The 13,611-nt window shown below is 38.8% G+C and carries 14 protein-coding genes; 7 read left to right on the top strand and 7 right to left on the bottom strand.

Annotated elements, in window-relative coordinates:
• Positions 1-184: 184 nt before the first annotated feature.
• Positions 185-556 (top strand): VOC family protein, encoded by a 372-nt coding sequence (locus tag J2Z82_RS01660; protein ID WP_209479049.1) that lies wholly within the window; start codon positions 185-187, stop codon positions 554-556.
• Between the two features lie 58 nt (positions 557-614).
• On the opposite strand, the gene J2Z82_RS01655 is transcribed toward J2Z82_RS01660, so the two are convergent.
• Both J2Z82_RS01655 and J2Z82_RS01650 read right to left on the bottom strand, forming a co-directional pair.
• Positions 615-2,036, bottom strand: a complete 1,422-nt coding sequence (locus J2Z82_RS01655) for a DUF4179 domain-containing protein (protein WP_209479048.1) — start codon at positions 2,034-2,036, stop codon at positions 615-617.
• The gene (locus J2Z82_RS01650) at positions 2,014-2,553 is read right to left on the bottom strand and encodes a sigma-70 family RNA polymerase sigma factor (RefSeq protein WP_209479047.1); all 540 of its coding nucleotides are present in this window, start codon (positions 2,551-2,553) and stop codon (positions 2,014-2,016) included. The genes J2Z82_RS01655 and J2Z82_RS01650 overlap by 23 nt, the downstream gene beginning before the upstream one ends.
• A gap of 140 nt (positions 2,554-2,693) precedes the next feature.
• On the opposite strand from J2Z82_RS01650, the gene J2Z82_RS01645 reads away from it, so the two are divergent.
• Entirely contained in the window at positions 2,694-3,842 is a 1,149-nt protein-coding gene (locus J2Z82_RS01645; RefSeq protein WP_209479046.1) for an AI-2E family transporter, read from the top strand.
• Between the two features lie 202 nt (positions 3,843-4,044).
• Here the strand turns inward: J2Z82_RS01645 and J2Z82_RS01640 are convergent, their stop codons facing one another.
• Together J2Z82_RS01640 and J2Z82_RS01635 are read right to left on the bottom strand one after the other, a co-directional pair.
• Positions 4,045-4,230: a hypothetical protein gene (locus J2Z82_RS01640; protein WP_209479045.1), complete on the bottom strand. Its 186-nt coding sequence runs from the start codon at positions 4,228-4,230 to the stop codon at positions 4,045-4,047.
• Between the two features lie 421 nt (positions 4,231-4,651).
• Entirely contained in the window at positions 4,652-5,212 is a 561-nt protein-coding gene (locus J2Z82_RS01635) for a nucleotidyltransferase family protein (RefSeq protein WP_209479044.1), read from the bottom strand.
• Between the two features lie 114 nt (positions 5,213-5,326).
• Here J2Z82_RS01635 and J2Z82_RS01630 point away from each other — a divergent pair, with 114 nt between their 5' ends.
• Positions 5,327-6,772 (top strand): MDR family MFS transporter, encoded by a 1,446-nt coding sequence (locus tag J2Z82_RS01630; protein WP_209479043.1) that lies wholly within the window; start codon positions 5,327-5,329, stop codon positions 6,770-6,772.
• Between the two features lie 91 nt (positions 6,773-6,863).
• Here the strand turns inward: J2Z82_RS01630 and J2Z82_RS01625 are convergent, their stop codons facing one another.
• On the bottom strand, positions 6,864-7,811 hold the full coding sequence (locus tag J2Z82_RS01625; RefSeq protein WP_209479042.1) for a DMT family transporter: 948 nt from the start codon (positions 7,809-7,811) through the stop codon (positions 6,864-6,866).
• Between the two features lie 437 nt (positions 7,812-8,248).
• Between J2Z82_RS01625 and J2Z82_RS01620 the strand changes: the two genes are divergently transcribed.
• From J2Z82_RS01620 to J2Z82_RS01610, 3 genes are read left to right on the top strand one after another with little or no spacing between them, the layout of a single operon-like run.
• Complete coding sequence (locus J2Z82_RS01620) at positions 8,249-8,749, top strand: GNAT family N-acetyltransferase (RefSeq protein ID WP_209479041.1); 501 nt, start codon at positions 8,249-8,251, stop codon at positions 8,747-8,749.
• 48 nt (positions 8,750-8,797) lie between these two features.
• Entirely contained in the window at positions 8,798-9,760 is a 963-nt protein-coding gene (locus tag J2Z82_RS01615) for a phosphotransferase enzyme family protein (RefSeq protein WP_209479040.1), read from the top strand.
• Positions 9,757-10,101: a hypothetical protein gene (locus J2Z82_RS01610; protein WP_209479039.1), complete on the top strand. Its 345-nt coding sequence runs from the start codon at positions 9,757-9,759 to the stop codon at positions 10,099-10,101. Before J2Z82_RS01615 ends, J2Z82_RS01610 begins: the two co-directional genes overlap by 4 nt.
• Before the next feature lie 195 nt (positions 10,102-10,296).
• Here J2Z82_RS01610 and J2Z82_RS01605 read toward each other — a convergent pair whose 3' ends face one another.
• Complete coding sequence (locus J2Z82_RS01605; RefSeq protein ID WP_209479038.1) at positions 10,297-11,232, bottom strand: NADP-dependent oxidoreductase; 936 nt, start codon at positions 11,230-11,232, stop codon at positions 10,297-10,299.
• Between the two features lie 125 nt (positions 11,233-11,357).
• Between J2Z82_RS01605 and J2Z82_RS01600 the strand changes: the two genes are divergently transcribed.
• Positions 11,358-11,852 (top strand): DNA-deoxyinosine glycosylase, encoded by a 495-nt coding sequence (locus tag J2Z82_RS01600; protein ID WP_209479037.1) that lies wholly within the window; start codon positions 11,358-11,360, stop codon positions 11,850-11,852.
• Between the two features lie 607 nt (positions 11,853-12,459).
• Here the strand turns inward: J2Z82_RS01600 and J2Z82_RS01595 are convergent.
• The gene (locus tag J2Z82_RS01595) at positions 12,460-13,560 is read right to left on the bottom strand and encodes an SDR family oxidoreductase (protein WP_209479036.1); all 1,101 of its coding nucleotides are present in this window, start codon (positions 13,558-13,560) and stop codon (positions 12,460-12,462) included.
• Between the last annotated feature and the right edge of the window lie 51 nt (positions 13,561-13,611).

Below are 13,611 nucleotides of genomic sequence, written 5' to 3'. Positions count from 1 at the left end.
GAAAAATTTGTTAGACCAGTTTCTTATGAAGCTGGTCTTTCTTACTGCATAAATAAGATTGTATTCCAGAGTATAAGGCCCTTATAAATGTTCTATAAGTATAACTTTTCAAAAGTGATATGTAATTACTATTATTCATGCTGCGTAATAGCGGTTAATATAGAAGAGAAGGGAGAGTGAGCATATGTCATTTGACTATGAAAAGATTGATCATGTCCAATTAGCAGCTCCTATTAAAGGAGAAAATCAGGCTCGTGAATTTTATAAGGATAAATTAGGCTTTGAAGAGGTCGAAAAACCAGTGCTATTAAAGAAGAATGGTGGTGTTTGGTTTCAGGCTGGAAATATTCATATACATATTGGAATAGAAGAGCCATTTGTTCCAGCTAAAAAAGCCCATCCAGCTTTTCAGGTGAAAAATATAGAAGCGATGAAGCAGTATTTGATTGAGAAGGATGTTGCTTTTAAAACGGATGCCCGGCTTCCAGGAGCAAATCGTTTTTATGTGTCTGATCCATTTGGAAATAGGCTGGAGTTCCTGGAGTGGGAGGAATAGCTTAGACAAACTTAAGAAGGCTTTGAGGAAAATATCCCCAAAGCCTTTTGCTGAACGATCAATTATTATTTTTTAAGTCGATTTTTATTGGATCCATTTTAATGGGGTCATCATTTGCGCTTAGCGTGCCAAATGGAACCATTATTGAGTAGTCTCTGATATTGAATCGATCAGGGTTCTCTATTGTATAAGTTGATTTAAAATGTAATCTTTCTTCGTCTATTATTTCTGCTGTGTTACTTCTAATCCTGTTTTCGAGCATTTTTTCCATCTCCAAATTGCCATTTTCATCTCTATAGATATTGTCGGACTTAATTAACATAATAAAGTTGGCGAAGTTTTGAACAATATCCTTTCTAATGGTATCCGTGTCTACATTTTGTATATTGTAATCCAATATAAGTTTATCCCCGTTTTGCTCTAATTTATTAACTCTAATACTATAATCAAATCTCTCACTTTCCACCATAAATGGGGTAGTCTGATCGAGTGATGTCACGGTGTCTTCTTCGTGTTGGACAATTTCAGGTTGAATAGTTAGATATTCTGCTTTACCACTGATTTTGCTATTAAATAACTCTCGTATCTCTTTCTCAACTAAATCACCATTCTGTTCGGTTTCTAAGACTGCTGCGTGTCGTGGTGATAGTTCATTTCCCTCATTATCCACTACGGTTAATCTTATATCGTCATTTTTACCAGCTAACGGAAATGAGGTCTTATAATTCAACATTGATGTTGCTTTCCATACTTCAATTGACTCCATTTTAAGTGAATAGTCTTTAAGTGTACTTTCTGCTTGAGTATAAATTGTTTCTGAAGGAATTTGCTGAACCGGTATATTGAATGTCCAATTTCCCTTCACCCCTGCCATGGAGGTAAATGTTAATGGCAGATTATAATCTTGAGGTAAATTAGCATCAGGATTTTCAAACTCCATCGCAGCAACGTAACCATCTTCAGTTTCTTCTAGTTCAGTCATAGATGAGGTCCATTGTTCCCGTTCATCACCACCAAACAGGTGAAAGCCATATCCAGTTTCAGGTCCTTTATCTCCACCAATATTATCTAAAGATAACCGATCACCTTGAGTTTTAAATGTAATGCCAATAATATTTCCGTCATAGTAAGCACTCGTTATTGTAATATCTACATTATTACTTGTTGCATTTTGATTTAGTTCCGTCACTAAACCACTTTTCGATAATTGCGACCCAATCTGCATGCTGAAGTTCTCATATATAGAGCCTATTAAAGGTACAGATGCTAACACGTTTGTGATTGGTGCAAAAACCAAACCGGATGCTAAGAATGTACTGGCAGCGACCGATGCAATAGTCCCAAGAATTTTAGCCATTGATTTTCTTTTTGGCGGTTTTTCATTTCGTCCCTTTTCTATTCCTTTGTCAATTGCATCAAATATTTCACTCTTTTCAACATTTATTTCATTAATTTCTTTATTGAATTGCTCTTTGAACATTGCTATCCACTCCCCCAATTATCTTTTTTAATTCCATCTTTGCCCGGCGCAGATAAGTCTTAATTGTGTTTTCTGGTTTTGCCATTGTTTCCGAGATTTGATAAATAGTCAGATCATGATAATAAAATAAGATAATTACTGTTTGATAGTCCTTATTTAATCTGTTTACTGCGTTTAAAGTGTCCAGTTTGTCCTCAATATTTGTACTGGGTTTGTCCGGCATAATATCAATAATATTTTCATCTAGTACAACTTTTTTTCGCTTTCTTATAAAGTCGTATGCTGTACGGATTAATATTTTAGTTAGCCATGTGTGAAAATACTGGGGCTGTTTTACTTGTTTTATGGATACAAATGCTTTATAAATCGTCTCTTGCAGAACGTCTAATGCATCTTCTTTGTTTCGTACATAAAGAAAAGCCGTTTTGTACAATTTCTCACTTTCATTTTTTACTAGGGTTTCAAATGCTTGTCCGTCCCCATTTATTGCTTTGTCAACAAGGTCCAAATTTTCCAAGTTGTAACCTCCTTTCACACGTTAGAGCAATTACCATTTAAAAAAGTTTCAAAAAATATATTATCCCAAGTTACATAGACCCTCAATTATGGAATTTTTCTACAATATAATCTATAATTTGTGTATTAAGGAGGGTCGCTATGAAGACAGAGAGTCGATTTATGAATTTTATTGGAGGACGGGATCTTTTTTTCGGATTAATTCTGCTGATTCTGATAGGTATTGCAATATTAATTTATACAAAAGTTTCATTCATTTTTAATCCAATACTTATCGTTTTTTCAACTGTTTTACCGCCAGTGATACTAGCCTTTATAGCTTACTATTTGTTAAATCCAATTGTAAATATCCTGCATCGTTTACATATTAAGCGAATTTGGGGAATTGTCATCATTATCCTTGGTATTAGTGGATTGCTTACTGGTGTGATTTTACTTACGGCACCAGCTATTGAAACTCAGGTCAAAGATTTGGCTACTAATTTTCCAAAATACTTACAACAAATGGGAGAAGGCATTAAGTCATCGATACAAAGTTCATTTTTGGCACCTTACTATGATCAGGGATATAACTGGCTTGTATCAAATCTCAGCAATCTGACTAGCAGAATTGGTGAGTACATTGGTGGTGCTCTAGAAAGCGTCCAGAATGTTGCTAGTACGCTTACTAGTGTTATTGTTTCTATTATTACATTTCCTTTCATCCTATTCTTTTTGTTAAAAGATGGAGATCGATTTAAGGAATTTTGTATAAAACTCTTGCCACCTAGATACAGAGATGATGCGAATCAAATCCTTAAGAATATGGATGTTCAGGTCGGTTCGTATATCCAGGGACAAATTATTGTGGCTTCATGTATAGGTATTCTTTTATTTATTGGTTACTTGATTATTGGTTTGGACTATGCTATAACGCTGGCGATCATCGCTGCGGTAACAAGTGTTGTCCCTTATCTTGGACCAATGATTGCTATATCGCCGGCTATCATAATTGCGCTGGTTGCTTCACCATTTATGTTTTTTAAATTAGCGATTGTTTGGGTTGCTGTTCAATTTCTGGAAGGGAATTTCATATCACCAAATGTTATGGGGAAAACAATGAGTGTTCATCCGCTCACAATTATTATCGTGTTATTAGTTGCGGGAAATCTATTTGGAATCGTTGGTGTGGTCCTTGGTATTCCAGGTTATGCTATTTTAAAAGTCATAGTCCAGTATTTATATACTAAATTTAAGCAACGGTATAACCGGTATTATGGTGAAGAATATGGGACCTATGAGCATGAATAAATTATAGTGCAAGTGCCTGAATTGATGCGCCAAATCGGAAACTCGAGCGACAGCGGCCAGAACTCGAGCGACGGCAGCCAGAACTCGAGCGACGGCAGCTAGAACTCGAGCGACAACAGCCAAACTCGAGCGACAACAGCCGGAACTCGAGCGACAGCGGCCAGAACTCGAGCGACGGCAGCCAGAACTCGAGCGACAACAGCTAGAACTCGAGCGACAACGGCCGCAACTCGAGCGATGGCGGCCAGAACTCGAGCGACAACGGTCGCAACTCGAGCGACAACAGCCAGAACTCGAGCGACAACAGCCAGAACTCGAGCGACAACAGCCAGAACTCGAGCGACAACGGCCAGAACTCGAGCGACTGCAGCCAGAACTCGAGCGACAACAGCCAAACTCGAGCGACAACGGCCGCAACTCGAGCGACAACAGCCAGAACTCGAGCGACAGCGGTCTCAACTCGAGCGACAGCGGCCAAAACTCGAGCGACAACAGCCGCAACTCGAGCGACGGCAGCCAGAACTCGAGCGACGGCAGCTAGAACTCGAGCGACAACAGCCTCAACTCGAGCGACTGCAGCCAGAACTCGAGCGACAACGGCCAGAACTCGAGCGACAACAGCCAAACTCGAGCGACAACGGCCGCAACTCGAGCCACAACAGCCCCAACTTGAGCGACAGCGGCCTCAACTCGAGCGACAACAGCCAGAACTCGAGCGACAACGGTCGCAACTCGAGCGACAGCGGCCAGAACTCGAGCGACGGCAGCCGCAACTCGAGCGACAGCAGCCAGAACTCGAGCGAGAATCACTATACGTCCAACTTAATCTTATCCCATCTCCTCGACCAATTTTTCTCTACAACTCGATTTTTATAAATAGTAAATAGCTCATTAGACTTCGCGAAATATGGTGTCGGACGAACTAACATGTTGAGCAAATCATCTACGCCATGTGGTGCTATTAAAATCAGATCACCATCCATATTGAGTTTCACTCCCAGGGCGGTTGCTGTTTCTGGGAATTTTGCTATGGCGTCTTCTGTACTGCTATAAGGATCCATGTTATTTCGTACATGCATACGCGCTTCATTCTTAACGGACCAAGGTACCTCAGGCTTAATCTCGTGCAAAACTCTTTCCAGTCGTTTTTCCTCATCCTCATCAATAATGCCCTCATCAAAATACACGACATCAATATCAGGAAGAACAGTCCGTTCATCGAATCCATGCAGGACATCCCAAACTTTCGACCGTACAAATCCTGCGCAGATCCACCAATCCGGCAGCTGTAATTGTTGTGCTGCATTTAAGATATCCATCATCCATCTGTCATCTTGGATAGACTGGATGATATCCTCTATATTATTCATCAAAGTACTTCCTTTTTTTTAATTTTCATTATACATCATTATTGACCTTACCTGTTATTTTCCATATAATTCAATACGTGTACAAAAACAGCAGCTGAGAAGGAGATGTGTTGTATGGAAAACAATCAGAACGAAAATGTACAACAGTTAAATAAATTTCCGATTGTTGCTGTACTGCTATCAGGTGCTTTTTTGGCGATTTTAAATCAGACGTTATTGGCTACGGCTATTCCTCCGATTATGGCTGACTTTAATTTAACGGAAAGTACTGGACAGTGGTTAACGACTATTTTTATGCTGGTGAATGGGATTATGATACCTATCACAGCTTTTTTAATAGAGACATTTACGGCTAGAAAATTATTACTGACGGCAATGTCTACCTTTGCGGTGGGAACACTCATTTGTGGTATAGCACCAAATTTCTTTATTTTGATGATCGGAAGAGTTGTTCAGGCATCTGGCGCAGGGATAATGCTGCCGTTAATGATGACTATATTTCTACTGATTTTTCCAATTGAAAAACGTGGTTCTGCTATGGGGACTGTTGGATTGGTTATATCGTTTGCCCCGGCAATCGGGCCAACGCTTTCCGGATGGGTAGTAGAGAACTACGCGTGGCGTGTAATGTTTTTCATTATTTTACCGCTCGCGATTATTGATATTATTGTTGCTTATTTTGTTATGAAAAATGTGACCACACAAACTTATCCTAAGGTTGATATTCTCTCCATCATTTTATCAACGCTCGGTTTTGGTGGATTGTTGTATGGCTTCAGCAGTGCCGGAAATTACGGCTGGTCTGATCAAGTAGTACTTGCATCTCTTGCTATAGGGGCTGTTACGCTTACTGCATTTATTCTGCGACAGTTTAAACTTGCTCAACCTATATTGGAATTTCGTGTATTAAAATATCCAACATTCACAATTGCTACGGCGATAGGTATGATTGTGTTTATGGCTCTGATTGGTGCAGAAACAATTCTGCCGATTTATATGCAAAACATGGCTGGGTTTACGGCGCTTCAATCCGGAATGATGATTATGCCTGGTGCATTACTGATGGGTTTTATGTCACCAATTACGGGCCGTATTTTTGACAGAGTAGGGGCTAGATGGCTTGTGATTATTGGACTTTCTATACTAACAATCACGACGTTTATGTTTACAAATTTATCTACAGAGACGTCACTGACTTATCTCACAGTAGTGTTTGCGATACGTATGTTTGGCATTTCCATGGTGATGATGCCCGTAACTACTGCTGGTCTTAACCAATTACCGACCCGGTTAATACCACATGGTACGGCAATGAATAATACGATGCGCCAGGTTGCGGCATCGATTGGAACAGCTATCTTAGTTACAGTAATGTCGGCTGCTGCAGTGGATATGAGTGCGTCTGCTGACCCAAGTGAAATGATTCATGGTGTTAATGTTGCCTTCTATGTTGCGACAGGATTGACATTAGCAGGGCTGGGACTTGCGTTCTTTATTAAACGGTCGACACCAGCTGAAGATAGGGCAGCAATGGAACTGGCCGAAAAAAATAATGATTAAAAACTGCTATGCCGTGTTGGTGTAGCGTTTTTTTAGCAGTTATAGTAATAAATTATTACTTACTGCATAAGTGCAACTATGGCACTCACCGTTAGGCTTGGCGGATGCCAAGTTTTCTAATTTTACGATTCCCTAATGCTGAAATGACACTATGCAGAATAATTCCGACAATAACAAGTGCCATACCAACAAATGATAAAAAGCTTGGTAATGGCGCGCTTAACAGGAACAGTTCACCAAATAAGGCGAAGACAACTTCACCTGATTGTGTTGCTTCGACTGCAGCTAATTTATGGTTATCGTGGTTGACCAATTCGGTTGCATAGAAAAATAATACAGTAGCAATTATCCCAGATGAAACAGCGACAATGAAGGTCTGCAGCACTTGGCTTGTGTTTGGTGTGCCATGCGCGATAATTCCATAAATGGATAAAAAAATCCAAAATGGCATCGATGCAATTGTCATTCCGAGAATTCGTTGGAATGTATTTAAATTCCCATTTACAAGCTGCATCATTTTTCGATTTCCAAGTGGGTACGCAAATGCAGATATAATTAAGGGGATGACACATAGCAATACACTGGTTAACAAGACGGATGACGCATGTTCGAGTTGCATCACAAACACACCAGAAAGGATAATAAGCGAAATAAATATGCTCTGAATAGGAATCCTCTGTTTTACTTTTTTATTTAAGAAGGGAACTAAAAGTGAACCCGCAATAATTGTTATCTGAAATGTTGCTGCGACAAGCCACCCAGGTCCATATATAGTAGCAAATGTAATAGGTGCATAGAATAAACCAAATCCAATAGTGCTCCAAGTCATCCATCGGAGTGGTTGCTCTCTTAAATGCTGAATAACTGGTCTGACGTTCTTTTTGTATCCGACAATGACTAACAGCATCGGAAGCATAAACATAAATCGGAGTGATGCACTCCAAACCCAGCTTCCACCCTCCAGCTCCATTGAACGATTTAAAATAAATGTTACCGAAAAAAATACTGCAGATAGAACTCCAATTAATATAGCTTTCATTATGTCACCTCATAATCAAGTATCTTTAGATTATCATATCAGAAAACGTAAGAGTATTAAGACTCTTATTATGATTTTAAATTTTAATCATGAATATTATGATACGATACATATATTAATATCGACTGTTATATTTGGAGAGGGGTTAAGTAATGGGAGATGAACTGATAAAATCATTTGTGTCTGTTATCCAGGTTTATTTCCTATTGCGTTAAAAATGGTTTGGAGAGACGTTTCCTTATAGGGAGACGTTTTTGGTTTTACAATTAAGAAAGCATTCCTTACTGCATAAGTGTTACCACTGCAAATCTTTATTAGGACTCGGGCTCTAGACTATAAGGGGTTCTGAGAGAGCAAAGGACGCTTTCATAAATAAATGCCAAGTTTTCTAAATAGAAATATAGTATAATCTATAAAACTTAAGGGGGAGTGGTTAAATGGATATACGTATATTGGAGCCAGAGGATGCTGAAGCTTATCGGAAATTGAGACTAGAAGCGTTGCTTAATAGTCCAGAAGCTTTTATTTCGAGCTACGACGAAGTGAAAAATAATTCGGTGGATGTGTATAAGGTTAGGTTTCAATCAGAGAATGCATATAATTTTGGCGCGTTCGAGGATAATGAACTAATTGGAGTTGTAACATTGGTCAGGGAAACTAAGGTGAAAGTAGACCATCTGACAAATGTATATGCCGTATATGTTACGCCATATAAACGAGGTAGAGGTGTGAGCAAACAGTTATTACAAAAAGCAATTGATCATGCAAGCTCGCTTGATGGGGTAGAGCAGGTTTGCATATCTGTCGTAACTAAGAATGACACTGCCAAAAGCCTTTATTATGCATTGGGATTTGTCCCGTATGGCACTCACAAACGTGCAGTGAGACTTGGAGAGACTTACTATGATGAAGAACATATGGTGTTGTTTTTCCAGTAGAAGGTATAGAATTGTAGTGTAGAGTTTATTTTTTGGAGGGGTAGGATCTTGGATATTCAGGTAAGACATTCATTAATTCACACAGATACAATTTTACAAATTATCGATGAACATGATATAGAAGCTCTCCAATGCGATTTTTTAGCACGTGGGCTGAATGACACATATCTCATTACGACTGAAGAAGAGACCTATATATACAGGCTTTATCGCGCTGGCTGGCGGAATAAGGAATCTATATTATTTGAGTTGGATGCGATTAATCATTTGCTAGGTAATAGAGTTTCTTTTCCGATTAAAAAGAAGGATGGCAACTATTTGACTGAGGTAAAAGCCCCCGAGGGAGTTCGTTATGGGGTGTTATTTTCCTATTCAAAAGGAGAGCGTCCGCAGATTAACGTTGAAAATTCAAAAGTTATTGGAGAAACACTTGGTAAGCTACATAAAAAATCGGACAAGCTTACTACTCAATATGAACGGGGGTTTGAGCTGGACACTGAACATTTGCTGGATGAACAGGTAGCTGTCATCTCACCGGTTTTGAAAAAATACCTTGGAAATGAGGCAGAGGAAACGCTGCGTAGAGTTGTTGAAAATATTAAGGCAGATTTGACTGAGCTTAATCTAGAGACAGGGTTTTGCCATGGTGATTTTCATAATCACAACATGCATATCCATGATGGTACAATTGAGGTTTTTGATTTCGATTGTTGTGCCTTTGGATACCGTGCATATGATGTTGCCGTTTCATGGTGGAACCTGAAAAATAATTATAAAAACCTAGAAACTGAGTGCTGGGATGCATTTTTACAGGGCTATTTAAAAGAAAGAAAGTTAACTGACGATGATTTGAAAAGCCTGCCACTGTTTATTACTGTAAGAAGAATATGGCTGTTAGGTACGATGGTTCGAAACGATGATGTATGGGGTACGAGCTGGATTAACTCCAGATCGCTAGAGCTTTTTATCTGGCAGTTGAAGACAGATAGACTTGAGGATGAAGTTCTATGATAGAGTTTAAAAAATCAGAAACAAAAATATATTGTGACAGGTGTACAAGACCAATTGAAATTAGAGATGATGTTATTACTGCTAAAATTTTCTTAGATGTAAAAGCATATCACGAGGAATGCTATGCCAAGGATTTAAAATGGATGAAGTCATTTTTCCTGGATAATACGCCAATCAATGGAATTGCCGGTAATATCACCACAGTTCTAACTGCTATAATTGGGATTATATGGTTATTTGTAACAGCTGGATCGATGAAGTTCATAGCATTGGTAGCTCTATTTCCAGTAGGTTACCGTCTGTATTCCTATCTTGCTATTGAGCGTTACTTAGCGAAGTAAGTCCACTCGTGATAATTATGAAGTTTTGCTTTCTTAGGACCCTCTATACTTTAGTCTTTAAATATGCAATAAGAGAACAAAGCGCTGGAACTGGACGTGGCTGATTCGGAAGTCCAGTTATCAACTATACATTAATTTTATAGTTTCCTAAATAATGAAAGAAACCTGTGAAATATCACAGGTTCCTTACAAACACTACTTAATTTTAATTACAATTTTTCCTTTTGCATGGTGTGTTTCACTTAGTTTATGTGCTTCACGCATCTCTTCTTCGGAAAATTGGAACGTTTGACCAATATGTGCCTTCATTTCTCCTTTTTCCATCAACTCTCCAAGCTTGGCCAGCTGCTTGCCATCAGGCTCTAGCCAATGAAAGCTTGCTTTAACGCCTTTTGACTCAGCGAGCTTTTCGTCTGGAGGTTCTGCAATTGATACTAGTTTTCCACCATCTTTTAAGACGTCATAGCTTTTCTCTTGAATGCCTCCACCCATCGTATCGAGTACAATGTCATAATCACTTAGTTCTTCTTCAAAATTCTCCATCTGATAATTAATGAATTGGTCCACTCCTAATTCTTTGAGGAATCCTTCATTTTTGCCACTGGCAGTTGAGGCTACATGTGCGCCGAAGCTTTTGGCAATCTGGATGGCAAAACTCCCGACACCTCCTGAGCCTGCGTGGATTAAGACTTTGTCCTCTGATTTAATTTCACAAATATCGACTAGACATTGCCATGCAGTAAGTCCGGTGAGTGGAACTGCAGCAGCCTCCTCAAATGAGATATCTTCTGGTATTTTTGCTAACAGATCTTTATCAACAGCGGTATATTCAGCATACGTTCCATTTTTTGTTGTAGCTGGTCGTGCAAAAACTCGATCGCCAACTGAAAAGTTCGATACACTATGGCCAACTTCGCTAACAATTCCCGCGGCATCCCAACCTAAGATAATAGGGAAATTAAATGGGAATTTCTCTTTTAAATAACCTTCACGCAGCTTCCAATCGATTGGATTTATTGATGTTGCATAAAGTTCCACTAATACTTGGTCATCAGTTATAATAGGTTTTGGGGTATTTTCCTCAACTAGTTGATTAGCGGACCCATATTCATTTATAACAATTGCTTTCATTTAGATACCTTCTTTCTAAAAATATCTTCACAGGTTAATTCTTCCCCGATCAGTTTAATATAAATCATAAAATGATTAGAGATGACTAAAAAAGGAAATATAAACTATAAAGGAGAGACCGAATAGTGGCTGAAAAATTAACTTCATTCGCACCAGTACTGCCAGAAAACCCTAAGGTTCTTATCCTCGGTTCCATGCCAGGCGGGATTTCATTGGAAAAAGCAGAGTATTACGGAAATCCACGTAACCATTTTTGGGATATACTTTTTGAACTTTTTGAGCAAAAGCCAATATCTGATTACAACGAAAAAATCGCATTTGTAAGGCGTAAGCAGCTTGCTTTATGGGATACAATAGGTCTCTGTTATCGGGAAGGGAGTCTTGACGCAAATATTGTAGAAGAGGAGCCGAATGATATTGTCGGGTTGCTGAATGAATATCCTGGCATTCGCTTGATAGCTTGTAATGGAGGGAGATCATATGAAACCTTCAGGAAAAATTTTAATATAAGTGGAGTGGATGTTATAAAATTACCTTCGACCAGTCCAATTCCAGGACGTTATACGAAGACCTTTAAGGGGAAGGTAGAAGAGTGGAAGAAAATATTGGAATATTTGTAATGACCAACAAAATATAATGTGATACTATTTAATTAAGACGAAAGTATGATTTTTTTCTTTCTTAGCAGTTAAGAAAGTACAAATACTTTCATACTGTTTAGGTGCAACTAAGGAACTCGCGATTAAGGCCAAGTTATTTAGTGTTTTAAAAAAAGTGAATAAATTTGATTGGAATGCAATATTATTAAATTGGTTGTTTTCTCGGGGGAGTTAGTGGTATTTAGTGAGCCGCAAGCTGCAACTTGCGGCTCTGACAGTTATCCGCAAGGCACGGCGACTCCGTTTAGGGATGAAAAAAGTAATTTTCCCAAGTTCACGTAGACGACAGGGTGATTACTTTTTTCCGTGGCTACTATTGACGATCAGTAATACGAGTGTGGCAAACATTAACATTAGCTCAAGAGCACTGTCAACTGGTATCACTCGCTCAACCCCTTTCTTAGGGGATTTGAAGTCGCCAAGTAATAAGATGAAACTCTTCCACTACTTCAGAATTTGAAGCCACCCTGCATAGACCTGTCCCAAATATTATACTATAAATGGAATCAGAAATGTGGTAATTTTTAGGAAATGGTACAATATTCTCATAACTCTGTTAATTAAAAAATTAGGTAATTTGTATGTGTTTGCTCCGGTCATGCTTGTATTTTCGATAAAAATTAATCATTGGTTCGACAGTGTCTTTTAAGTCGGGACATATAATCCCTGCACCTTTTAAATCTGCTACTGCAGTTGAACAGTCGAAAGATGCATTTATAGAGAAGTAATCTAGTGCTTCTAACTCGACTTGAAGCCATTTCCGGACTGGAGCAGATGATAACGAGCTTCTTACCCAAGCTAACGGAATTTTACCTTTTGGTGTTTTTCCTAAGTAAGCCTCGGCGAGTATTTTCTGTAATTCATGCATTTTGTAAGGGTTTGGATCAGTCAGATGATATGTTTTTCCTTTGCCGACAGGTGCAATTGCCAGATAGCTTGTCGCACGTAATACATAATCAGATGGCACAAAGTTTCCCTCTGGTTTACCATCTCCCATATATGGTGTGATTGGAAGAAAACTTATATGATCAAGTAAATTTAACATAAAATATAAACCGTCAAACTTGATGGTCTCCCCAGTCTTTGAGTTACCTTTAACAATACCTGGTCTAATAATAGTTGTCGGAACTGACTGCTTGAGGTCCTCCACTAAAACCTCTGCATGATATTTCGTTTCCTCATAATGATTCTTAAATGTCTGTCCTGCTGCTAATTCATTTTCAAATATCTTTCCTTCACGCATCCCCGCTACGAACGCTGTGCTAAAATAAGTATAACGTTCGAGATTACCTAACGTTTTCACCCAATTGTTCATATTCTTCGTTCCATCGACATTAACCTTAAATGCAATATTCTTGGGCACTGCCAGGTCGTAAATGGCTGCAAGGTGAAAGACGTGGGTAACTGATTCCTGTATTTCGCGGTTTATATCATGGTCAAGTGCCAGAGTTGGTTCTGTGATGTCACCGGTTACAATGGAAAATATGCCTGGATCATGTCCAGTTTTTTTTGCTAGGCTGTTAATCTCTTGAGTTGCTTTATCTTGGAGGGATGGTAACACTAGTAAGTAGATTCGCTTGATGTCTTTTTGGTGGTCATGGAGAAGTTGCTTAATTAAGCTTGATGCAAGGAAACCAGGGTAGCCTGTGAGAAAATATGTATGCTTCATATAATCGCTCCTTTTATTTGAAGTTTATCTATATTAAGGCTTGGCGAATAC

Origin of the sequence: Virgibacillus litoralis, assembly GCF_017873675.1 — a bacterium.
Taxonomy (GTDB): Bacteria; Bacillota; Bacilli; order Bacillales; family Amphibacillaceae; genus Lentibacillus; species Lentibacillus litoralis.
The sequence above is the reverse complement of the archived record's forward strand: the minus strand, read 5'-3'. Positions and strand labels throughout refer to the sequence as shown.

Excerpts from the sequence above, each read along its gene's own strand:
- J2Z82_RS01660 (WP_209479049.1), top strand. The coding sequence starts at position 185 with ATGTCATTTGACTATGAAAAGATTGATCATGTCCAATTAGCAGCTCCT.
- J2Z82_RS01655 (WP_209479048.1), bottom strand. The coding sequence starts at position 2,036 with ATGTTCAAAGAGCAATTCAATAAAGAAATTAATGAAATAAATGTTGAA.
- J2Z82_RS01645 (WP_209479046.1), top strand. The coding sequence starts at position 2,694 with ATGAAGACAGAGAGTCGATTTATGAATTTTATTGGAGGACGGGATCTT.
- J2Z82_RS01635 (WP_209479044.1), bottom strand. The coding sequence starts at position 5,212 with ATGAATAATATAGAGGATATCATCCAGTCTATCCAAGATGACAGATGG.
- J2Z82_RS01630 (WP_209479043.1), top strand. The coding sequence starts at position 5,327 with ATGGAAAACAATCAGAACGAAAATGTACAACAGTTAAATAAATTTCCG.
- J2Z82_RS01625 (WP_209479042.1), bottom strand. The coding sequence starts at position 7,811 with ATGAAAGCTATATTAATTGGAGTTCTATCTGCAGTATTTTTTTCGGTA.
- J2Z82_RS01620 (WP_209479041.1), top strand. The coding sequence starts at position 8,249 with ATGGATATACGTATATTGGAGCCAGAGGATGCTGAAGCTTATCGGAAA.
- J2Z82_RS01610 (WP_209479039.1), top strand. The coding sequence starts at position 9,757 with ATGATAGAGTTTAAAAAATCAGAAACAAAAATATATTGTGACAGGTGT.
- J2Z82_RS01605 (WP_209479038.1), bottom strand. The coding sequence starts at position 11,232 with ATGAAAGCAATTGTTATAAATGAATATGGGTCCGCTAATCAACTAGTT.
- J2Z82_RS01595 (WP_209479036.1), bottom strand. The coding sequence starts at position 13,560 with ATGAAGCATACATATTTTCTCACAGGCTACCCTGGTTTCCTTGCATCA.